23 protein-coding genes are annotated in these 20512 nt (G+C 59.1%); all 23 read right to left on the reverse strand.

Going from position 1 to position 20512, the window contains the following annotated elements; all coding sequences use genetic code 11:
* Positions 1 to 20: 20 nt before the first annotated feature.
* The 23 genes from VW35_RS02230 to VW35_RS20355 all read right to left on the reverse strand — a co-directional run bounded on the left by VW35_RS02230 (position 21) and on the right by VW35_RS20355 (position 20266).
* On the reverse strand, positions 21 to 1334 hold the full coding sequence (locus VW35_RS02230; RefSeq protein WP_046141356.1) for an SEL1-like repeat protein: 1314 nt from the start codon (positions 1332 to 1334) through the stop codon (positions 21 to 23).
* Positions 1335 to 1608: 274 nt separating this feature from the next.
* Complete coding sequence (locus VW35_RS02235) at positions 1609 to 4332, reverse strand: hypothetical protein (RefSeq protein ID WP_046141357.1); 2724 nt, start codon at positions 4330 to 4332, stop codon at positions 1609 to 1611.
* A 65-nt stretch (positions 4333 to 4397) separates the two neighbouring features.
* Positions 4398 to 4895, reverse strand: coding sequence for a hypothetical protein (locus VW35_RS02240; RefSeq protein ID WP_046141358.1), 498 nt, complete (start codon positions 4893 to 4895; stop codon positions 4398 to 4400).
* Positions 4895 to 6988 (reverse strand): phage tail protein, encoded by a 2094-nt coding sequence (locus tag VW35_RS02245; protein ID WP_046141359.1) that lies wholly within the window; start codon positions 6986 to 6988, stop codon positions 4895 to 4897. Before VW35_RS02245 ends, VW35_RS02240 begins: the two co-directional genes overlap by 1 nt.
* The gene (locus VW35_RS02250; protein ID WP_046141360.1) at positions 6988 to 7410 is read right to left on the reverse strand and encodes a GNAT family N-acetyltransferase; all 423 of its coding nucleotides are present in this window, start codon (positions 7408 to 7410) and stop codon (positions 6988 to 6990) included. Before VW35_RS02250 ends, VW35_RS02245 begins: the two co-directional genes overlap by 1 nt.
* The gene (locus VW35_RS20350; RefSeq protein ID WP_052951439.1) at positions 7411 to 8001 is read right to left on the reverse strand and encodes a hypothetical protein; all 591 of its coding nucleotides are present in this window, start codon (positions 7999 to 8001) and stop codon (positions 7411 to 7413) included.
* Positions 8001 to 8678 (reverse strand): hypothetical protein, encoded by a 678-nt coding sequence (locus tag VW35_RS02260; RefSeq protein ID WP_210165910.1) that lies wholly within the window; start codon positions 8676 to 8678, stop codon positions 8001 to 8003. The genes VW35_RS20350 and VW35_RS02260 overlap by 1 nt, the downstream gene beginning before the upstream one ends.
* A 26-nt stretch (positions 8679 to 8704) precedes the next feature.
* Entirely contained in the window at positions 8705 to 10975 is a 2271-nt protein-coding gene (locus VW35_RS02265) for a tape measure protein (RefSeq protein WP_046141362.1), read from the reverse strand.
* 1 nt (position 10976) lies between these two features.
* Complete coding sequence (locus VW35_RS21740) at positions 10977 to 11222, reverse strand: hypothetical protein (RefSeq protein WP_046141363.1); 246 nt, start codon at positions 11220 to 11222, stop codon at positions 10977 to 10979.
* 20 nt (positions 11223 to 11242) lie between these two features.
* The gene (locus tag VW35_RS02275; RefSeq protein WP_046141364.1) at positions 11243 to 11638 is read right to left on the reverse strand and encodes a gene transfer agent family protein; all 396 of its coding nucleotides are present in this window, start codon (positions 11636 to 11638) and stop codon (positions 11243 to 11245) included.
* Positions 11638 to 12087 (reverse strand): phage tail tube protein, encoded by a 450-nt coding sequence (locus VW35_RS02280; protein WP_046141365.1) that lies wholly within the window; start codon positions 12085 to 12087, stop codon positions 11638 to 11640. The genes VW35_RS02275 and VW35_RS02280 overlap by 1 nt, the downstream gene beginning before the upstream one ends.
* A gap of 13 nt (positions 12088 to 12100) precedes the next feature.
* Complete coding sequence (locus VW35_RS02285; RefSeq protein ID WP_046141366.1) at positions 12101 to 12541, reverse strand: DUF3168 domain-containing protein; 441 nt, start codon at positions 12539 to 12541, stop codon at positions 12101 to 12103.
* Position 12542: 1 nt separating this feature from the next.
* Positions 12543 to 13010 carry an HK97-gp10 family putative phage morphogenesis protein gene (locus VW35_RS02290; RefSeq protein WP_046141367.1) on the reverse strand — a complete coding sequence of 156 codons (468 nt, stop codon included), beginning with the start codon at positions 13008 to 13010 and terminating at the stop codon, positions 12543 to 12545.
* Complete coding sequence (locus VW35_RS02295) at positions 13011 to 13373, reverse strand: head-tail adaptor protein (protein WP_046141368.1); 363 nt, start codon at positions 13371 to 13373, stop codon at positions 13011 to 13013.
* Positions 13366 to 13572 carry a hypothetical protein gene (locus tag VW35_RS02300; protein ID WP_046141369.1) on the reverse strand — a complete coding sequence of 69 codons (207 nt, stop codon included), beginning with the start codon at positions 13570 to 13572 and terminating at the stop codon, positions 13366 to 13368. The genes VW35_RS02295 and VW35_RS02300 overlap by 8 nt, the downstream gene beginning before the upstream one ends.
* Before the next feature lie 11 nt (positions 13573 to 13583).
* The gene (locus VW35_RS02305; protein ID WP_046141370.1) at positions 13584 to 13886 is read right to left on the reverse strand and encodes a head-tail connector protein; all 303 of its coding nucleotides are present in this window, start codon (positions 13884 to 13886) and stop codon (positions 13584 to 13586) included.
* A gap of 4 nt (positions 13887 to 13890) precedes the next feature.
* Entirely contained in the window at positions 13891 to 14241 is a 351-nt protein-coding gene (locus tag VW35_RS02310; RefSeq protein ID WP_052951440.1) for a hypothetical protein, read from the reverse strand.
* Positions 14242 to 14308: 67 nt separating this feature from the next.
* The gene (locus tag VW35_RS02315) at positions 14309 to 15586 is read right to left on the reverse strand and encodes a phage major capsid protein (RefSeq protein WP_046141371.1); all 1278 of its coding nucleotides are present in this window, start codon (positions 15584 to 15586) and stop codon (positions 14309 to 14311) included.
* Positions 15587 to 15596: 10 nt separating this feature from the next.
* On the reverse strand, positions 15597 to 16475 hold the full coding sequence (locus tag VW35_RS02320; RefSeq protein WP_052951441.1) for a head maturation protease, ClpP-related: 879 nt from the start codon (positions 16473 to 16475) through the stop codon (positions 15597 to 15599).
* Positions 16465 to 16737 carry a hypothetical protein gene (locus VW35_RS02325; protein WP_046141372.1) on the reverse strand — a complete coding sequence of 91 codons (273 nt, stop codon included), beginning with the start codon at positions 16735 to 16737 and terminating at the stop codon, positions 16465 to 16467. The genes VW35_RS02320 and VW35_RS02325 overlap by 11 nt, the downstream gene beginning before the upstream one ends.
* The gene (locus VW35_RS02330) at positions 16734 to 18002 is read right to left on the reverse strand and encodes a phage portal protein (RefSeq protein ID WP_046141373.1); all 1269 of its coding nucleotides are present in this window, start codon (positions 18000 to 18002) and stop codon (positions 16734 to 16736) included. The genes VW35_RS02325 and VW35_RS02330 overlap by 4 nt, the downstream gene beginning before the upstream one ends.
* 3 nt (positions 18003 to 18005) lie before the next feature.
* Positions 18006 to 19700: a terminase large subunit gene (locus VW35_RS02335; protein ID WP_046141374.1), complete on the reverse strand. Its 1695-nt coding sequence runs from the start codon at positions 19698 to 19700 to the stop codon at positions 18006 to 18008.
* Positions 19697 to 20266, reverse strand: a complete 570-nt coding sequence (locus tag VW35_RS20355; RefSeq protein ID WP_052951442.1) for a hypothetical protein — start codon at positions 20264 to 20266, stop codon at positions 19697 to 19699. Before VW35_RS20355 ends, VW35_RS02335 begins: the two co-directional genes overlap by 4 nt.
* Between the last annotated feature and the right edge of the window lie 246 nt (positions 20267 to 20512).

Raw genomic sequence — 20512 nt, forward strand, 5'->3', positions numbered from 1 at the left:
TGGAGCTTCACCGATGGCTGTCAGAGTACTTTCCCCAAAGCATCCGCCACCGGACCGGCTAGTGGCCCTCTGACACATACAGTCAAGTTGTTTTCAGCGCAAAATGCATTCACAGCACGAATTGTGGAACCGGTTAATTGACCGGTTGCCGTCCCCTGAAAAACACCTCGTTCACCGAGCGCCGACTGCAACAAATAAACGTAGCTATTCTCGTTCAGGCGCTTGATACGAGGTAGAGCAGAAGCCTTCTGCGATTGGTCGAGCAGAGTGAATTGGCTGTAGGCACTTTGGAAAGCCGTCCTATCAGCCGCGAGCGCAGATTGCAGTATAGCGCCTTCATAGGTTTTGGCCCGGTCTGGCAGGAAACCCGCAGACGCCTCAAACACGGCGTTCGCGCGCCGAGCGTTCGGCTGCAATTCCGGTTTGGCGCCATCGAGGTAGAGCGCAATCAACCTGCGGGCTGAAGCGGCGTCTTCCTTGGCAACACCGGCGTCCAAGATAGAAATGCCCTTCTGGACACTGCGCTTAACGCCCTGCCCGCTAATGTAGGCGTCAGCAAGCGCGACGGCTGCCCCAGGAACATCTTCCAAAATTCCCTTTTCTAATAGAGCAACGCCTTCGCTAACTCTGCCCACATGGCCATCCAAACGAAGCTGCGCCAATCTGGTCAGCCCTTTTTCGGCCCCGAGATCGGCGGCCTGTTGGAAAAGTTCATCTGCGCGCTCATAATCCGGAGCATGGATGCGGTTCAGCCGGAAGATATCACCGAGAGGAACGTACGCCGCCTTTTCGCCAATTGCGATTGCCTTCTCGTACGCAGCGATCGCGCCCTCGGCATCCCTTGCCTTTGTATAATAGTCGCCGAGATACATGAGCGCAGGGCCCCAGCCCGCGTCTCCTGACTGTGTATAGTAGCTGAGCGACTTCGCCTCGTCGGGTAAGAGCGGTGTGTCTGCTCGATAGAGCTCGCCGAGTCGAGCAAGCGCTTTCCCGTCTCCTGCCTTTGCACCGATCTCAAAAAATCTCTTTGCGCTCGCAGGATCTGGCTCGCCGAACACCCCGCTACGATATAGGTCGCCGAGGGCCACTGAGGCAACAGCGTCACCGCTTTCGGCGAGCTCTGTAAGCTCCGAGCGAGCTTCTTCGAAGCCAGTTGCCGCATCTCCCTGCCGTAGGATTTCAAGCAGTTCCTGAACGGTCCGTGTTGCAACAACCTCGACCTGAACCGGAGGAGAGTCCGTCGAAACCGCTGCGTCTTGTGCGTTGGCTGCGGCAAGCGCTCCAGACGAAATACACAACATCATCCCCGCTAGGATGCTTACGTGAGTTTTCATGATATGCCCCTGTAGTTGCCTCCCGAGGCATAAAGCTAGAATGAACCGGCCGTTTAGACAACCGCATGCCGGCCAATTAGACTTCGGTTAGCTTGGTGAGCCAGATGAGACAAGAAAACTACTACATCATTATGATCTTGCTCATCATTTTTGCGGCGATGTACATCTACGTCAGCACTGACCGAGATGTGAGCTACCACGTTGATCGCCAAATGGAGATGATAGCGGCTAATCCAAATTGCTCGCAAATCAACTGGGATGGAAGCTGCGCCAACTAGGGCGCAACTGACTTTTTGATGCCGACGCGATATGTTGCCGAGCCGGGCGTTACGCTGCCCGCCCCTGCGTTGCGGACCTTCACCCTCACAGTGTCGGGAGCGCTGACCCGAGCGCTAATATCAATATCGTCTCCGAAATCGACTGATGCACTCACGTAGCGTACCCAGTCTCCAATGACGGCCCCTGGAACAGAAACGTTCAGATAGGCCGATGTCCCTGCGGGGATAGCCCCCAACGTTGCCGACTGACTCGCCGCTAGTTCCAAGGCGCCCAGTTGAGCACCGTATGCAACACCCGCCGACACAGGCGAGGGAAGAACTCTCGTCACCGCCTCAAAGACGTTCTCGCCCATGATCAGATAGCCGCCGCTACCTACCGTCAGGGCACTCTGGTCGATGCGCAGACCGCCGCCGCTGAAGGAAACTTCACTCAACTTGAAACCAAGAACCGCCCCAGGGGTCACTGCAGTAATGTGCCTTGCGCCATTGGACAGGGATTTCCCGCCCCGCCAATGCGTTAGCAATGAACCTGCAGGCTTCGCAATTTCGAGCATCGCTAGCGTAGCTGGCCGGCCACCCCAAGAGATATCGACATCGAGCATCTTTAGATGCTGCTCCGCCGTGGAGGTGAACTTGAGATTCGCGCCCGTCCATGAACCGCGGATAATCTGCAAAGACCGCAGCCCGCAGCTGATTGGAGTGCCGCTTGTGGCAGTGCATGTCACTTCGCAATCTTCAAATACTAGTGCAGCGTACGCGCTAAAAGCATTCGCGAAATTTAGATTCGGTATTTTGCAGCAACGGAACAGCATCTCCACATCGACGCCAGCGTCAAAAAACGCATTTCCGCCCAAGGTAATCAAACTGTTGTCGGCTAGGTTTTTCCGGTCCGAAAGTGCCGTGGATTTTTTAAAAGTTACCTGGTTACCCAAGTAGCTATCACGGAGCACCAGACCGTCGGCATTTAGATCGGCAATTGAAGAAAAGCGCGAGGATTCAATGGTGAGATCTACCACACCCGAACGCGCAATAATCTGATTTCCATTGTGCCCACTAACGAGGATGTTTCTTGCGCGATTACCGAAGGCATCACCTGATCCAGCGAACTGCAAATGGCCGGCACAGCCCTCGTAGATCAGGTTGTGCTCATACTTCCCGTGGGTGGTAAAAGTTGCGTTCTGCGTTTCCCCTTCGGAACAGCCTACCACTTTGGCAAAAGCCGATCCGGTGAAATCGACAACGTGCCTGTCACGCAACCCCCGAAGCCTTTCGGCATACGCGTAGAGAACACCATAGAATCCAGCTGTATAGCCTTCCCGGTTTGGCGTAGCTGTCCGCTTAACTTCGCACCTGATTGCACTGGCGTCGTTGCACAAGTAAAATTGGACGGTCCTTTTGGGCGCATTTGCATAAGTGATCCCTTCAGCTTTGCAGCCCACAGCAAATTTGAAAGTCACGCCGCTTGATGCGGCCAGACGCCCTGCCGCATCGTCTGTATACGTGCGGCCATAGACGATATTGAGGTTACTGACCTCAACATTTCGGACGGGTGTTACGTGTGTGAAGCGTACTACTGCACCTGCAGGCACATTCCACCCGCGCCTGTAGTCAAAGTAAACCTGTCCGGTTTCTGTACGGACGCATCTAGCCAGCAAATCCACAATGTGGTCTGCTTCGATATTGCTGCCAGGGGCGACCTGTATCCAATAATAATCGTCTACTACAAAGCTGGCGGAACTATTTACCGACCAAGCATTCTGCCCAGCGGGATGATCAGCTGCGAGAGTTTGGTCGTAGAAGCTGTCTTGTGTGCCGAAAAACGAGAGTGCGCCATATACCACATCGAACTCAGCCCCATCCGTACGAGCCGCATCAACGATGAGCGTCGAACCTGACCAGTCAATTTTGCAATTACCTATATCTGCCGGCGTGAGAGTCAGCAGCCGGTTTAGGGTGTAATTCCCTTTTGGAATAATGAGCCGTGCGTTCTTGCTTGCTTTAATCGCCGCCTCGAGTTTATCGGCGAAGGTTGCTCCTACGAACGAACTGAAGAGAGGGGCAGTTGGAGCTAAGCTGGTATTGATTGTGGCCCGCGTCCGCTCCTGTGTGTTGACTTTGAGGACGAGCGACCCACCAACTTTACGATAAAAGGTTTGATCGCCACCAGCTGTCTCATCAGCAAAAACCCCAATGACGTCGCCGTTGGCATAGCTTGCAAAAGAGGCATCCGCAGCGGACTTCGAATCAGCCCAATGGTCAACACCGCTCCCTTCAGCTGCCGCAAGCGCTGCCTCTTTCGCTGCAAGGGCTATGTCTCTCGCATCCTCTGTGTCCTCAAGGATTTCCGCTCCTTGTTGGACGACGTTGCCCAGCTCGATCAGCGCGTTTGCACGGGCGGTAGCAAGGTCGGAAAGTGCAGTTACGAGATCGGATGAGATGGCACCTAACGCTTGCGACCTAGCATCGGCGAGCGCGGCCAAAGCAGCATCTCTGGCGGCCGAGATCGCAGGGATTGCGCCGTTGACCAGCGCAATGCCATCGAGCAGCTGCTGAGCGAGACCGCCGAGCGCGAGGCGCAGGTTCGCCTTTTTCGGGTTCCACGGGCCAGACTGCGGATCGCCTACAGGAAGCGGAGCATTCGTTGGCTCGCCCGGCAAGCCGTCGCCGCTGTAGCGCCTGAATTCTCTAAATTCGCGCAGGATGTCGTCGACTACAGTCATGTGGGCCTCAAAGCGAAAAGGCCCGCCGCGAGGCAGGCTGAAGAAACTGGGATAGGTTCGAAGGGCTAGGTGAGCGGTACGGCTCGCAGAGCCATGACGCCGAAGGTGACAATGCGGGCCGGCGTGCCGACGGCGAGGCCAGATGGAATAGCGATGCGAATTTCGACTTGGCCGGCGTTCCGGCAGACCAGCTGTGGCAGCGACCAGCCATCGGGCAGGTATTCCGACATGATGGGCTGCAGGAAGTCGCCGGGCCGAATGCCCGCCAGAGGCTTCACCGCTCTCTGTGTTGCCTGAAGCGTGATGCCCAGCGTCACTGCCGGGATCGTAATGCTCGTATCGCCGAGCAGCGTCGGCTTCATCGTCTTGGCTAGGTCATCGATGATCAGTTGCTGCTTGCTGATCAGCTGGCCTTGGGTTTTGACGAGGGCGGCAAGGTCTGCCGTCATCGCCGTCATCTGCTGTGTGACCGCCTGTTGAAAGGCGCCGAACTGTTCCCGTAGAGCTTTGTCAATCAGCGCTTGAGCACGCTGCTGTCTGCGGAAATCAGTGATCGAATTCATCACACCACCTCTGCTGTCACAGGCCCTGCAGGTGTTGAGCGATTGCCATTGGCGTCTTCAGCCGTGACGAAGTAGGACCAGTCACCATCTGCCGGCGTATCATCGTAGAAGAGTACCCCGTTCGGCGCTCCGTACTGCAAGTTGATCTGAGCGCCCGGGTCAAACGGCATGCCCTCGGGCACCCGGTAGACACGAGCCGCGTAGAACTGCGCGAAGTTTGGATTGCGCCAGGACACAGAGACCGTCTCGCCGTCGACATCGACCATAAGCTCTGATGGCGGCGGTACCGGCACCGAAGTGTCGAGCGTCGCGTAAGGGAAGCTCCATTCGCCGACGACATTCTGCGGGCCGACCCACCGGGACGTTGCCTGATACTGGCCAGGCGCAGCGGGTTCGAAGATCGCCGAGACATTGTCGTCTTGGGTCTGCATGTTCTGCCAGGTGCTGCCGGCGCCGCGGCGGATCTGAACCTGAAGCTCAAGCCCATCGCGCGTTGCTGGCGTCACGGCAGCCTCGATCGTATCGCCATCGACGGCGGAGAGCGTCAGGTTCTGCGGTACCGGGAAAGTCAGGTCCGGCGCCGTGTCCTCTGGAATGGCGGGATTATCGCCCTCTTCCGTTGCCGGATTCCACTGATAGGCTGCTTCGCTGAAGGTCAGAACCTCCATATCGATACGGCTGAGATCCGTCTCAATACGGAAACCGCCGAGATAGAAGGCGCTGTCGATTTCAAGCTCGGGAATAACAAGCCGGGTAGAGCGCTCATTGATTGCCCGCAGCCCCGAAAGATTGGTGCTGACCGAGCCTTTCCACTCGGGATTGTGCTTCGCCCGGTGGATCTTCGCCAGCCGGCGCGCCTGAGACGGCGACGGAACGAAGTCCAGATCAAGTTCGGCAGGGATAGGCCCGCGATCGTCCTGGTCGGCGAGATCGATCCAAGGAGTGGCCTCGATCGTCTGATAGTCGTGAGCCGCCGAGGTATACATGATCTTGAGCTCATTGAAGGCGGCGAACTTATCGCTTCCCTGCTCGAGATTGTGAGCAATGATATCTTGCCCGGTGATAGTGACGGTCGGCGCTTCCCACTTGCCGCCGCGGATAGCGATCTTGCCCTGCGCATTCTGGTAAAGCTCGGCGTCACACGTCGCCTTCATCTTCGTCAGAATGGCTTCAGGATCGTCCGTGAGCTGGTAGACGCCCCAAAGCCGATATCGAGGCTCATACCCACCAGCTTTCAGCGGCACAGCCTCGTCGCAGAGGTTCGCGAAAGCAATGAAACTGGCAATGTCTATGTCGCTAAGCGACTTACGAAACCCGTCCGGATGCGTCAGATAGTCGAGAATGCATAGACCGGAGTTGTCCGACCAGCCCGTCGTGTTCGATCGCGGATCCCATACTTCCGACAGCCGACACACTGCGCGCAGCGGCGTGTTGTAGCCGTCGGGAAAGATCCGCTGAAATTCCTCTTGAGGCGGAGAGCGAAACCGGGCCGCCAAGTAGGCAATGCCGCGCAGCCGATGCTCTGAAGTCCAAACGCCGGGAAAGGCGCCTGCAATCATCGGATCGGCCGTCTGTGACGTCGTACCCAAATACTGGTATATTCGAATTGCGTACTGGGTCTCGCCGCCGAAACGGCCGTTGATGAACCAATTGAAGCCGTCGGTAACAACGTCACCGTTTCCGTCCAAGGTGACGGTCTTGTCCCCTACCCTGATGCTCTCGATCGCGCTGATATAGCCCGAGTGCATCATGACGATCTGATAGAGCGAACCGTTCGTGCTGTCGAAGAAGGCGCGCGTTCCTCCCAAAAGTGCACGCCCATATCCCCGCAGACGCGGCCCGACAGTCTGATTGATGACCGATTGTGCCTGTGGCGTCGTCATCACGGGAGGTTTCGGTGCGAAGAGGCTGTAGAGGCCCAACAGCGCCGCGCCAATGGCAATATTTGCCACGGCACCTGCGACGGTCGCGCTGAGGCCAATGCCAACCAGCGCCGTCGTCAGATAGCCAGCGATCGCTGTGAATATGGCAAACTGACGCCGAGGTGTGGGAGCTTCCCAACCTCTTGGCGGCCACCGGGACCAATCGCTCATTAGAGAACCTTCACCCACGCGACTTCGGCTTCAAGGAAGCCGAACCGCTTTAGAATTTCAGCTGCACGCTCGTTATGCGGCGGCGTCGACATGCGGGCCGCAAAGCAGCCGCAGGACTTTGCCCAGCCAATATATCGCCTCAGCAGCTGCAAGCCGCCGCCCTGCTCAGCCCACCACCCGTGCTCGATCGCAATCGGTAGCATCGAGATCGACGCCGTCCCGATCGATGCAGCCAGAAACCCAGTCGCCTTCGACGGAGCGTCAACGACCCAGACAGATGCCAAAGGACTTGCAAGAAGTCCTCCAACAAAGCGGGCAGTTACGAGATCGTCGACCTCGATTGGCGACTGCACCGAAGCGCGCAGCCGGCCGGTCATCGCGACAATTGCCGCGATGTCGTCTTTCCTTGCCTGCCTGATCATTCAGAACACGGGCCACCGGATCACTTTTTGAACGAGATCAGGCAGTTGCTCTAGACCCCGATCTCCAGGAAAGCGGCCCTGCTGGTCCCGGTCCGTCAGCCGCCCAAAGGCCGGCTTTCGGCGTGATGTCCAAATGCTCTCGGCAGTGAGTGAGACCGAACGTTTGTCGGCCCCCTGTGCGCCGTAAGACATCTGATCCATGGTAAGCGAAGCGATCACGTAGGGCTGATCTAGCGGCGCCCATGGTTGCACGGCACCATCGTTCGGCGCGATTTCAAAGAATTGCAGAAAGATCGTGCAGGGCCGGTCTTTCACGCGATCGCTGGCATTGCGCGCCAGATTGACGATAGTCGCATCAACGCCCGAGAGCGTGAACGTCGTCCGTGGCGCCGTCGTACCGATAGGCTGTTCCAGCCCATCGATTTGGATCATCTCGCCTGTGCCCTGCCAAGTCTGGCCACCAGCGAGCAGATCGCCGAAGCCCATCCACCACCGACGGGGCGTGTCTTTGAAATCCATATGCACCAAGATCGAGGCAGCAACCTGCCGACCGGCAAGATACGACTGAACCGTCTGGCTGAAGAAAGCCATCAGATCGCCTCGACCAATTCCAGAGCCAACGAACCCGAGCCACGACGACTGAGCATGTCACTGCCCTGGTCGTCGGTCGCAAAGCGCATCAAGCAAACAGGCTTATCGAGGATAATTGGCTCGCCGCTTGCAGCCGTTGCCCTGAGCCGGGGCCAGAAACGAACCTTAGTCGGGCCTCCCACCGTCTCCTGCCAAACGTGCGAAGCGAGATAGACCCGCGAACCGATGCCGAAGTAATGTCCTGGCCGCGGCCCCTCACCATCATTGATCGTGATGCTAATTTCCGTCGTGCCCGATACAGCCAAGGCCGACAGTTGAGCCGCCGGCATTTCGTTCTGACCAAAGCCAGACCAGTCAAAATTGAAAACCCCGCCATCATGCGGGGTATTATCGTCATAGCCGACGGCATGGACCTGCGAGAGCTTTCGTCCATTGGCGTTGACCGGCCGAAACAGATCCCACTTCGGCACCAAGACAGTCCCGGCGCGCCCCGACATCTGAGCAAGGAATGCTCGCAAGGCGAGGTTAGAGCTTTCGCCTCGGAGCGCCAAAACCACCTTCGCCTGCCACCGGCCGGCGTCGGAGACAATGACCTGCTCCGATCCATTTAATGACAGCCCGCCTGTTCTAGACTGAACCGCTGGCGTCAAATGCACTTGGCGCGGCAAGATCGGCACCGGCCACTGCATACCGTTAGCAGCCATCAGCCGTACCTCTGGTTTGCGTCACGCATGATGGACGGAAGCTGCTTATTGTTGCGCTTGATCTGCTGACCTGCGACCTGCCCCGACACCTGGGTGATGAGCGGGACCAAATTCCCGTCCACAACCTGGAAATCGGCTGAAACAGTGATCTGCCCGCCGCCCGATCCGCTTTGCTGCGAAGACATGCCCGCGATGTTCGGGATTTTCGGGATGATCGTTCCGCTTCTTCCGGGGACGAACAACTCGGGACGCTTTTCGCCGACTAGGTAGGCCTTGCCGGCTTGGACCGATCCGCCAGTTTCCTTTTTCCCGCCAAACAGCGTTCCAAAAAGGCCCGCGAATAGTCCACCGCCGCCACCCCCACCTAATCCACTCAGGATTCCATCGAGCCCGATCTTCAGTAGGCTTTTGCCAAGCTCTTGGAGCGTATTATTGAGGATCTCGCCAGCATCACGACCTTCGAGAAAGCCATCGATGATGCTGTCGAGCGCTCGCTTGCCTGCGGCAGCTAAGTCGTCAGCGGTCTGCCGTGCCTTATCCTGAGCCTCTGCCAGCTTGGCAGCCTCAGCGGTCGCTTGGGCATATCCACTGGCTAGTTCTTCGATTTTCTGTCGGCGCTGATCGTCCAGCGGAAGACCCGCTTCCTTGGCAGCATTTTCGAGCTCCATCTGAGCCCGCAGACGTTCCATCGCCAAGCCGTAGTCATTGACCAGCGGATTGAGGCCGCGCTGAAGCTCGGTCTCGCGGTTCATCAAGTCGATGCGTCGCTGATAGTCAGCCAGCTTGTCACCGAACCGGTCGGCACCAGACTTCTTTGAGCCACCTCCGCCTTTGCCACCAGCCGCAACTGGCGGCGCGTAATCGGAGATCGAGACTGGTTTCACGACAGGCTTCGGCTGATTACCAAGCTGCTCAGCTCGTTGATCCGCAATGTTCGTAGTCGAACTCTGTCCGGCAGCGGCAGCAGCGACCGCCGCCGCCGTTGCTACAGCCTCGCCGCGGACAGCAAAAAGCTGATCGACCAATCCACCAAGCTGCTCGATAAGCGGACCAAAATCGCCAGCGTCACCAATTGCCTGAATCGCTTCAGCTGCGCTTTCGGCTGTTCCCTTGCCTTCCAGAAGCTGCTGGATGAAGTCTTTGACAACCGGCTCAAGCTCACCAAAGCCATTCGATGCGTTCAGTGAGAATGTTGCAAGCGCTTGTTCTGCCTGGGCCGTTGCGAGCTCCGCATCTGATAAAGAAGCCCCATATCTGTCAAAGCCAGCCGCGACAGCATCCACGGCGCCTGCGATCGCCTGCAGCTCCCTTTCTGTCCCAGCAAAAACCGAGTTGCTAAAGGTATCCGCGGCGCCGCCAATGAAATTCAGGAAGCGATCAATTGCAGGACCGTTTTCTTCCGCGACATTGCCGATCCGAACGATATAGTTTGCGAGCTGATCGAGGCCGGTCGCTAATCTCGAAGACCCGTTAGTGGCATTGTCGAACTTACCCGCTGTATCGATCAGGACGTTTTGAAGCCTGATGAAGCCTTGGCTGATGGTTAGCTCAGAGCTAGCCACCTTATCACGCAAGACGACCGAGCCTGCTTCAAAAGCGCGAAAGAATGCCTCGCTGCTGAGCTTGCCATCGATGACGAGGCCACGAAGCTTCGCCACCGATCCGCCTGCCTCTTCCAATCCGGCCGCGACCGCCTGCAGAACAGGCAGAGCGCCTTCCTGGATCGAATTGAATTCTTCCGCACGTACGGTTCCTGCGCCAAGGGCCTGCGAAAGTTGCAGAAGTGCGCCAGATGCGGTTTGTGCATCCGTCCCCGCCACGCGCAACGCCACGGCGACATTGTCTGTGAACCCCAAGAGCTCTTGCGTCGTGACGCCCAGCTCTTTTTGAACGATCGATGCGCGACCGAAGAGTGTAACTAGGCTCTCTACCGGAGCGGCATTGCGCTGCGCCGATGCAAAGAGTTTGTCGTATACGTTGGACAGATCCTCTCCTGATAAGCCCGCTACCTTCAGCGAGTTTTCGATCCGAGTGCTGGCATCGATAAGCTGCTGAGCGCCTCGCAGCGCTGCGGCCCCCGCGAACGCACTGGCGATGCCACGGTTCAGAGATAGATAGCTCGTCTCGATCCGCTTGCTCATCCCGTCAAAGCGCCGCTCGATCTTGCGGGCGCTCTGATCGGCCACGCCATTGGCCTTGTTCATGGCTCGCTCAAAGCCACGAATGGAAGCCTCGAGCGAGACGACAAGTTTCTCGACGTCTGTCGCCATGCTACAAAACCTCGAAAGTCACTATCGCCGCTGGCACCAACCGCAGGCCATCGAGCGTGTAAGTCTGCGTAGAGAGTTGGCCGGGCGGCGTTGCGTCCAGCTCCTGCATCCGTTCCCAGATGCGGTCTTTTTCGTCTTCGCTAAGCTTGCCGCTTTGCTTTGGCGTATTGGCTTCGACGTATCCCTGCCAGGCCGAGAAGAATTCCCAGACCGAGGATCGTTTGACCGCGTGGACGTCCCAACCCATCGCAGCGCCCAGGCCGTAGATCAGGCCGAAGCGCCACTTTCCGTTTGCGAGACCGTCGAGCTTTTCGCCCTCCGTCTCGCCCGAGGTTTTTTTAGCGGTTCATCTGGAGCCCCCTGCACTCCAGCCGACACGATGGCATAGGCCAGCATGACGTTTTCCATTGGAGGGCGGCTTTCGACATAAGCCTCCACAAGAGAAAGGGCTTTGGCTGGCTCAGCGCCTCCGCCAATCAACGCAAGCCTGATCGTGCTGCTGATGTCGCCAATGCGCCAGTGCTTGCCGCCAAGCCGTTCGAGCAGGAAGTATGGGCCGCAGTCTGTGGCTTCTTGGAGTAGAGCAAGCTCGCCCCATCCCAGCCGAAAGGTATATTTGCCATCAGCCCACGACAACGGGCCGATGGATGCGTCGCGCGCCATTAGCTGGTCGCCGCTGACGTACGGACCATCTCGCCATCAGACTGCAGCGAGAAATTGCCCGTGACACGTCCGGTGTTACTGGCGGCGCCCAGCTCGGCCGATTCAACATGCATGGCGCCGGTCCACGTCCATGTCGTCGTGGGGAATTCCAGCTCGACCTTGACGGGAACCGGATCGGCGCTTTCTACGGCATCGAGCCAAGCTTCGACGCTTGCCTGAGCAAGAACGCCCTCGCCCGACACCGACATGCTCAGCGAAACGGCATCGCGGCCCAGCCATTCCATAGCTGTCGGGTCATCGCAGTCAGGGATGCTGACTTCTTCCAGGCCTTTGCTGATAGTCAGCGATTTCGAAGTCAGGCCGCACGGCGCTGCATAGACGATTGGGCCCGCTCCGCTTCCGAGAAGAATGCGCATCATGCCGCCCTTAGTGGTGACTGGTTTGGCCATGAGGCCCTCCTATTTAGTGGGTTTCGACCAAGGCTTCGAACTGGATCAGGCCATGGTTCGTGACGCCGTCGCTCTCGCGAAGGATCCGGGTGATGCCTGCCTCGATCGAGACAAGCGCATTGGTGGTCATGGGTAGATCGGCGCGATGCAAAGCCTTGCGGACTTCACCGATGATCTTCCGCGTTTGCACGCTGCCGTAGGCTTCGCCTGAACCCCACGACCAAACGTCGATCTGGAATGTGATGCTGAGCCCGTCGATGCAGTCAGCATCTTCAGTGTCGACGATGACAGCGCCGAACGAAATGTAGGGGCTCGTGACATCAGGCACGAGCACGCCGCCGGCGGTGCGCTCGGGTACCCGGTCATAAATCTTGGTACCGACAAGCGCGACGAGCGCCGTCGACTGCCGGAGCTTATTCAGCGCCGCCAACTGCAATTCATACGTCGGTTCCATGTCAGCCCCCGGCTGCTACTCGCTTGGCGGCTTTGTTGACGGCGCGCGTTACGCGGCCTCTGGCCCGTTTCCGGCTCGCTCGATAGGCAGGATAAAAGAATGGTTGCGCCGCAGTGCCAGGGTTCTTTGAACCAGCAAAGCGACCGCCGTTCAGATGGGGCGCTGTACCGAACTCTATGAAGCGTGCGTAGTAGGCATCTGGACCACCTGCGAATACGGTGATGCGCAAGTTGCCCGAGCTACTCGACTTGACCTTCCCGAGAATGATGGCGCCTTGAGGAGCGTCGCCATAGGTCCAGGCAATGCTGTTGCGCAGATCGCCGCTGTCTGTCGGTACTAGCGATTTCGCGAGCGCCACGATCTCATTCGCGCTTTGCTCGATCGCCGCCTTAATCTCAGCTTCGACGACAGCGGGAAATCGCTTTAGCTTCCGCTTAAGGCGATCGAGGCCGAAGACCTTGGTGGCCACTTACTGCCCGCCCTCGACAGCAAGAAATTCCAGCCACTGGTTCTTGCCATCCGGATCGGCCGGAGGAGAGGTAATGGCGAAGATCCGGTTTTCATTGCGGGCGTCGACCAGGCGCCAGGCCGTAGTGATCTGGCGCGTCTGCGAGGTATTTCGTACAGTGACGACAAACGGCTGAGTGCCGCCGAGCCGGGCAGCGTCGACGCCTTCGCCGCCGGTGCGCGGCTTCAAGCCGGCGCTGATGGTGAACTTCGTCACGAAGGCACCGGCGCCCGGGAGCGGAGTACCCCAGCCATCATCCTGCGGCTCTGCCATCTGGCAGTGAACGCGCTCCCGCAGCGCCCCTGCCCGGCGGTTATCAGGCATCGGCCTTCGGCTTTGCTTGGGCGCCGACCTTCTCGCCCTTCTTAGCGGCGAGAGCGGCCTCTACGACGGCGTTGGTGATCTTGCCAGACGCCGCAGCGCCGGTGACGATCTCGCCTTCGTCGCCCTTCTTGAAAGCCACGGTCACTTGGCTCGTGGGCTTGTAGTCGAAGTCAGCGGTAAAGCGGAAACGTTCGGTCATGGCGATGCTCCTTAGACGCGCAGCCAGCGATAGGGGTTGATGAGGTTCTTCGACGAGGCCGGCAGCGACACTTCGCCCTCGCCTGCCCGATTGTCGTACATGGCGGTGATCGCCATTAACGCGGCGACCTTGAACGTCGCTTCCTTCCCAAACGGGACCAGGGAGATGTTGCAGTACTGGAGCACCTGCTGCTCGGCAGCATCCATCATGGCCTCGATGAGCGTGTCGTCATCGTTTCCCTCGACGCGCAGGTGCAGCTTGACCTCGTCAAGATCATAGAGCGGGCCGAGAGTGGCGATGACGACATTGCCCATGGTCTTAGTCCTCGGACTTGCTGTCGGTGGACTTTCCGTCGGCGACTTCGATGCCCTGCTCGCGCAGGTTTTCGGCGACAGCTTCAGCGCCGGTCTTGGTGGGATCGTTGAAGTCGATCCGGTTCTGGTCGACCGTGGTACCAGCGCGCGGGTTGCTGTCGACAGCTGGATGGCTCGGATCAACGTCGGCGACGGTCTGCACCGGTGCACCCGACGAATTGAATTCAGTGGCATCGGCGATATTCGCCGGACCGCCGCCATCGTTTTGCGAGGCATCGCCGCTATTGCGGATCTCGACCGTTTCTGTCGTGTGGTTGGATGCACCTGTCGGCACATCGGTTTTCTTGGTTGCCATGATAGCCTCCTGGAAAGCGTTGAAGCAGCGGGCCGGGATGGTCCGCTGTCAGTGCTTGATCAGCGCCTTAGCTGTTCGCCGCGACTTTGAGGGCGCGCATCGTTTCGGGATTGTCGACGCCGCCACCGACACGCTTCGTGGTGTAGAAGTGCACGAAGGGCTTGTTGGTGAACGGGTCGCGCAGGACACGGATACCGACGCGATCAACGACCATGTACGTCTGGTACATATCGCCATAGAGCGCTGCGATATTGCCCGCGGCGACGGCCGGCATGTCCGGGATGTCGACGATCTGCTCACCCGCCAGGGTAGCCGGCTGGCCTGCCTGGAAAGAGGGCTGCCAGAGATAGTTGTTCTGACCATCCTTGAGCTTGCGCATCGCTGCCTGCGAACCGCGCGCCGTGAAGAGCTTCGCATTGGCGCGGAACTCGCTGGGCAGGCTGTAGAACAGGTCGATGAAGCCATCGGCGGTGAGAGCTGCGGCAGCACCGCTGTTCACGACCGGGATCGCACCCCACGGATGGCGAGCGGCGTTTGCAGCGCCTTCGACATAAGTGAGAATGCCGTGCGGCTTGTTCACACCGTTGCCGGAGAGAAAAGCGATGCCTTCCTGACGGGCAAATTCGGTGTCGACTTCATCGCCCAGCCACGCTTCCAGGTCGATCGCTGCGTCGTCCAGCATCTGCTGCGAAATCGCCGGGTTGGCGTAGATTTCGCCGAGCGGGAAGTCGAGCGAGCCGAACTGCGGCGTGCTGGTAGCGGGGCGCGAGGCGGTTTCACCCACCCAGCCCGAACCAACGGCGCGATCGGTGTAGAGCCGCTTGAAGCCGGCCACAGTCGTGGAGATGACACGAGCGTGGGCACGGATCGGCGAGACCAGCTTAAGCTTACCGGTGATGCTGCGGTCCCATTCAACCGGGGCCAGGTAGCCGCCGTCGGCGTCGGTGCCCTTTGTCATGGCGGCGTTGACTTCGGCGCCGGCATTGTCGCCCTTGCGCATGTGAGCCTTGAAGGCGTTCACATACTCCGGGTCAGCCGGGAGATCGCCGATCACACCATTTCCGACACGGGCAGCAGCAATCTTGGCGTTCAGGTCGTCAACGACGGTCTGAAAGTTGCCGACAGCAGCATCAATGCGGGCGACCTTTTCGTCGAGCACGACGTCGGCCTTCGAATTCAGCTTTTCGTCGTTCGAGCGCTTGAACTCTTCGAACGCGCTCTTCAGCTCGGCAATGACGGCTTTCGGGTCGGAGGCATCTGCGCGGAGGCGCATGCCGGTGACGGCGCGAGGCATGGCAAGCGCAGTCGAGCCCGCAAACATGGCGGGCGTGGTAAAGTGCTTCATGGTGAAGCTCCTATGACTTGAGGAATGCAGCCAGACCCAGAAGGTCTGTCAGGTGTTCGCCAGCGCCCGGCGTGGCATCATCAACGGCAGCGCCTGGCGTGCCCTTGATTTTGTTGATGCGGGCCCGCGCATCGGTGCGCGTGTGACCCGCAGAAACCAATTCAAGCTCGAGCGCGCGGAGATCATTGACCTCTCGGTCTTGCGCCTTTGCTTTCTCATCGACTTTGACCGCATCAGCATCGAGAAGCGCATCGGCGAACCCGCGCTCGATTGCCATGGATCCCGACATGAACGTTTCGTCGTCCATCCACTTGGCGATCTTCTTGGCGTCGCTGCCAGACCGCTGCGCATAGACGTCGACCATGGCCTGATCAAACGGCTCTAGGAACTCGGCCGTTTCGCGCATGTCGTGGCGGTTGCCCATCGCCAAAACCCAACAATTGTGGATCATGATGAAGGAAGCGGCGCCAATTTCGATGTTGTCGCCCGCCATGGCAATGATCGAAGCGGCTGAGGCCGCCATGCCCATGACTTGGACGGTGATGGGCTGCGGATGCTCGCGCAGCACGTTGTAAATCGCGATGCCTTCGAACATGTCACCGCCGGGCGAGTTGATCTGGCAAGTGACCGGCCGATCGCCGATGGCGCGAAGCTGCGATGCGACCTTCTTCGCGGTGATCCCGCCGCCAGACCAGAAGTCCTCGCCGACTACATCGAACATGGTGATGACATTGTCGCCCTGCTCAAGAGCATTCGGTCGGAGGCCGGCCGCGTCGGCTGACCACTTCTCGAAAACCTGCGGCTTGGTCAGCGCAGAAACGTCACGGCTGGCAGGCATTGGCATTGCGCCTGGGCGGGCCTTGGCAAATACGCGGCGATTATAGTTCATCTGCGTTCTCCTGAACCGGGACAGGCACCGGCGCGATTGTCACGGCAACTGGGGGATGACCGCCGCCGAGAACGTGAAGCCAAATCGGCGCGCCATTCATCAGCCTCTCAAGCTCTTCAGCCGATGGCCGCCACTGTGAGACAAACCCCTTCTCATGCCGAATGCATGGGAGCCCCAAGACTTCAGTGCCTTCGCGCTCGGCATCCCAACCAATGGGGGCGCCAAGGTTGGCGTTGGCTCCTGGGATGACTTCAATCTTCATTCTGGATTCCCCGGGTTAGCAGGCTTGGCGTCCATCGCGCCCTTGCTGACGGTGTTGCCATCCGCCGTTTCCGGCATGTCGTTGATGTTCCGGACTTCGTTCTGCGACATCCAGCCAGGCGCGCCGCCGGCGCCGAGAGCTTTAGCGAAGAAGTCGGCCTGATCCTTGGTGGACCCGCGCAGCAAAGCGGCCGGATTAAACTTCACCGAGAACATATCCTTCTCGTCGCCGACCAGAAGCGACCGCTCTGCGGCCTGCTGCCAGGCTTCAAACCACGGGCCCAAAGCATACTGGACGAAGAAGCGACCGAGGGCTTCGATACCTGAGCCCCAGCTAGTTTCGTCGACCATAAGCAACGGCCGCGGCACTCCGGTAACGCGGGCGATTTCCTCGACCTGCATTTTGCGGAACTCGGTCAGCTGCGCATCGCGCGCGTTCTGCCCAATGGATACCCACTCCAAGCCTTCTTCGCCGATCAGCGTCTTGCCGGCGTTTTCTGCGCCTTCCTTCTCGGCCATGCTCTGCTTGAGGCGCTCAAAGGCAGGATCGGAAAGCTTTCCCGGGTGCTTGAGCATGCCGCCAACAAAGGCGCCGTTTTTGAAGAGTCTCCCCGCGGCAAGCTCGGCACTGATCGACAAGCCAATGGCGTCGCGAGCTTGTTTCACCAGCGATAGCCCGGTGATCCCGTCGAGCGAGAGGCCGCGCAGGTGAAAAATCTCGTCAGCTTTGTAAACGCGCGCCGCGCCCTTCCCCGGCTGATATTTGTAGTTGATGGACCAGTCGTCGTTTTGGGTGAGCGTGACCTTGTCAGGATCGAGCGGCACGAGACGCACAATCTTTTTCCGACCGGACCGAACGTCCATTGATCGGATGATCAGCGCATACGCGTTGCCCTTCACCAGGGCCCGCAGCTGCATCAGCGTCCGGAAGTCAAACGCGGTCTGATAATTATTCGGCTCCCGATGGAGTAGCCGATAGAGCGGATGCTCGGTCGCCTTCTCCTTGGTCTCTTCGTTGATGACCTGCAACGGCAGCATGCCGATCGCGTAAGAAATCAGCGACACCGCGCGAAACAGCGAAGTGTTCCGCATGGCGCTTTCGACATTCACCGTCGCGCCTGACGCCGAGGCATTGCCATCGCGCATCAGCTCGATCAGCCGCGGGTCATCCATCGAAATAAAGACACCGCCCTGCCCTACATCAGCGCGAGGCTCGTGCCGAGACGCAGCAACGGCATCGCGGCGGAAGAAATCGAAGATGCCCATGCGCTAGATCATCCTCATTCCGCGCTCTTCGTAGACAGACGGGCCGCCTTGAGCTTCGGGGTTTCTGACCATCACGGTCACTGCGTTAAAGAGCGCCATCATCGGGTCGATCTTGGCGTCGCCAGCGGTTTGTTTCGTCGCCCTGATGGCCGTCGCCGTCGCTTCGATCTTCAAATTCGTCACGCACCAAGCCATCATCGGCGAAACAGCGTGCTTAAAAGTGCCATTTGCCAGCCGACGCTCTGTCGTCTTGATGGCGTTCATCATCATGATGCCTTGCGGCGCCGCGACGATCAGACCAGCCTCTTGCGTGATGCCGATTTCGTCGAGCGCTTCGACCATTTCGCCGAGGCCGGCAGCGTCAGCCGCCACACAGGCCAAAAGGCCGCGCTCTTTGACGTCACGAATGATCTCGACGATCGCCGAGATATCTTCGAGCTCGTCACTGACGATTGTCAGCTCGCCACCCTTCTTGAAGTCCAAAAGCCGGGGCGCGATGCTCTTGCGCCGTTCCAAAACACCCTCATGAGCCCAAGCATGGGTCCACGAGATCCATTCCTTCGTTTCCTTGTGCCGACCGACCAATGTCAGGCCGTACAAGTCATCAAGGCCGCCACCGTCAAGGCCGGGCACAACGACCTCGCACATGTCGAGGAATGCGCCTAAATCGGCGAGAGTGCGACCAATCTCGGCCGTCTCCCCCTTTTTCCAATAGTCAGCACCAGGCCAGCGGTTTGCCCGCAGGTTCATGCCGATTTCGACGTTCAGATGCTTAGCGAGAAACACGCGCCGAGCGTCAGGATCAGCCGCCTTCTTCAGTTCGTCTTCAAGCCACTCCTGATCGACTGATCGGCCCATGTTCGGGTTGGTGACATAGAAGTTTTCCGGCTCCAGATAAGCCTCTGAGGCCAGCATCTTCGGCGGGAACTCATAGAGAAGGCCGAAGCTCTTTCGGTCCTCGATCTTGCCGTCGCGAATGTCGCGGTAATAGTCCAGCTTCGCCTTGAACACGCCAGCCGGCGGCTCATCGCTCTGCGTCGAAAGGTAGATCACGAAGCCTTCCGGCCTCGACACCAGCCCGCCCGTCGCCTCTCGCAGCATCGCATCAGCATGGGGACGCTTGCCGAAGACCCAAAGCTCGTCGACGAGCACCCTGCCCGCCTTTTTGCCAGACACCGTGTCCGTGTCGGCAGCGACGACCTTCAGCGCCGCCTTGTTCACCCTATGCGTAATTGTCCGCAGGTGATCCTGGACGTGAAGCAGCGCCTCGAGATCCGGATCAGCGCGCACCATGGCGGCTGCCGGCTTGAAACTGTTCTGCGCCACCTCAATCGTCGGCGCCAAGATCAGCAGCTCTTCTGAATGCCGCCAGTTGAGCAGCAGCGCTGTCACCATGATGCCGGCGGCGATCGTCGACTTTGAATTCTTCTTGCTGATGAGCAGGAAGAACTCGCGGATCATCTGCCGGCCAGTCTCGGCATCGTAGGCGCCGAAGATGGCGGCGACGAAATCGAAAACCCATTGCTCGCAGGCATCGCCGAATGTCGGGCTGCCAGCAGCGTCGACGATCCGCAGCTCTTTGAAGATGCGAACCGCTTCTTCAGCCTCGTCCGGAAACAGCGGCTTGAAGGGCACCAAGCTCCGGCCGGTGACGATGCGTCGCTCCCAGTCGGGCAGTCCCGTCGTCCATTCCTTCATTTCGTGTTGTCAGCGACCAATCGGGGCGGCTGACGAGTGCCGAACTTGTTCGCGGCCGTCTCAGCGTTGCGCTGCGCCTCTTCCTTCTTCCCGCCTGCCGGCGCTCCGGCCTCGTTCAACGTCTTCATGGTCAAGGCGATGTCCTTCATCGTCTTCGCCCGCTCGCCGAGTGAGATCGCTTTCAGCAGTGCTTGCCGCCGGCGCGGATCGCCCTCTTCCTGGCAGATCATATCTTCCAGCTCGCCAGCGTGCGAGGTGACGGTCTCGAGCTCTTCCATCAGCCTACCGGCCAGGAGCCGACCACGGTCGGTCAAAGCTTCAGGCTTGATCGAGGGAGGAGGCAGAATCTCGCCCTGCATTGGCGCCGAGCGCTGAGACCTGGCTTCCTGAAATGGGCTTTCGACCTTCGGCTTGCGCTCCCAGCCCTGCTCTTTCGACTTCTTGTTGATGGCCGTGTGCGAGACCCCGTACCAACGGGCGATCTCGCGGACTGTCATCACACCAGCACGGTAATCGCGCTCGATGCCAGCCCAGTCTATGGGCTTGTCTTCTTTGCGCTTTTTCATGTGGTTTCCAGGTTAGTTTCCAGTTGGAAACTTCCAGTAGAGGCAAATTCTCTGCGTGAGGGGGACGCGGGTGCGGAAGGCGAGGGCCTTCCAGACTTTCGACACCCCCCCCCGGTCACTTCCGGGGCGCGGGCGGGCGCCCCATGTCGGGGGTCGGGAATACCGACGTCCAACCGCGAGCAGCATCGTGCCACGGGTCACCACGGCCGCTGTACTCACGCCATGGACCTGCGACACCACATCGGC

This window comes from Devosia soli (genome assembly GCF_000970455.1).
GTDB lineage: Bacteria > Pseudomonadota > Alphaproteobacteria > Rhizobiales > Devosiaceae > Devosia > Devosia soli.

Coding starts and splice junctions, on each gene's coding strand:
- VW35_RS02315 (WP_046141371.1), bottom strand. CDS start 15,586: ATGAAGCACTTTACCACGCCCGCCATGTTTGCGGGCTCGACTGCGCTT.
- VW35_RS02295 (WP_046141368.1), bottom strand. CDS start 13,373: ATGCCTGATAACCGCCGGGCAGGGGCGCTGCGGGAGCGCGTTCACTGC.
- VW35_RS02250 (WP_046141360.1), bottom strand. CDS start 7,410: ATGATCAGGCAGGCAAGGAAAGACGACATCGCGGCAATTGTCGCGATG.
- VW35_RS02245 (WP_046141359.1), bottom strand. CDS start 6,988: ATGAGCGATTGGTCCCGGTGGCCGCCAAGAGGTTGGGAAGCTCCCACA.
- VW35_RS02240 (WP_046141358.1), bottom strand. CDS start 4,895: ATGAATTCGATCACTGATTTCCGCAGACAGCAGCGTGCTCAAGCGCTG.
- VW35_RS02265 (WP_046141362.1), bottom strand. CDS start 10,975: ATGGCGACAGACGTCGAGAAACTTGTCGTCTCGCTCGAGGCTTCCATT.
- VW35_RS02310 (WP_052951440.1), bottom strand. CDS start 14,241: ATGGCAACCAAGAAAACCGATGTGCCGACAGGTGCATCCAACCACACG.
- VW35_RS02230 (WP_046141356.1), bottom strand. CDS start 1,334: ATGAAAACTCACGTAAGCATCCTAGCGGGGATGATGTTGTGTATTTCG.
- VW35_RS02275 (WP_046141364.1), bottom strand. CDS start 11,638: ATGGCGCGCGACGCATCCATCGGCCCGTTGTCGTGGGCTGATGGCAAA.
- VW35_RS20355 (WP_052951442.1), bottom strand. CDS start 20,266: ATGAAAAAGCGCAAAGAAGACAAGCCCATAGACTGGGCTGGCATCGAG.
- VW35_RS02235 (WP_046141357.1), bottom strand. CDS start 4,332: ATGACTGTAGTCGACGACATCCTGCGCGAATTTAGAGAATTCAGGCGC.
- VW35_RS20350 (WP_052951439.1), bottom strand. CDS start 8,001: ATGGCTTTCTTCAGCCAGACGGTTCAGTCGTATCTTGCCGGTCGGCAG.
- VW35_RS02320 (WP_052951441.1), bottom strand. CDS start 16,475: ATGAACTATAATCGCCGCGTATTTGCCAAGGCCCGCCCAGGCGCAATG.
- VW35_RS02335 (WP_046141374.1), bottom strand. CDS start 19,700: ATGAAGGAATGGACGACGGGACTGCCCGACTGGGAGCGACGCATCGTC.
- VW35_RS02280 (WP_046141365.1), bottom strand. CDS start 12,087: ATGGCCAAACCAGTCACCACTAAGGGCGGCATGATGCGCATTCTTCTC.
- VW35_RS02300 (WP_046141369.1), bottom strand. CDS start 13,572: ATGACCGAACGTTTCCGCTTTACCGCTGACTTCGACTACAAGCCCACG.
- VW35_RS02330 (WP_046141373.1), bottom strand. CDS start 18,002: ATGGGCATCTTCGATTTCTTCCGCCGCGATGCCGTTGCTGCGTCTCGG.
- VW35_RS02285 (WP_046141366.1), bottom strand. CDS start 12,541: ATGGAACCGACGTATGAATTGCAGTTGGCGGCGCTGAATAAGCTCCGG.
- VW35_RS02305 (WP_046141370.1), bottom strand. CDS start 13,886: ATGGGCAATGTCGTCATCGCCACTCTCGGCCCGCTCTATGATCTTGAC.
- VW35_RS02325 (WP_046141372.1), bottom strand. CDS start 16,737: ATGAAGATTGAAGTCATCCCAGGAGCCAACGCCAACCTTGGCGCCCCC.
- VW35_RS21740 (WP_046141363.1), bottom strand. CDS start 11,222: ATGGGTTGGGACGTCCACGCGGTCAAACGATCCTCGGTCTGGGAATTC.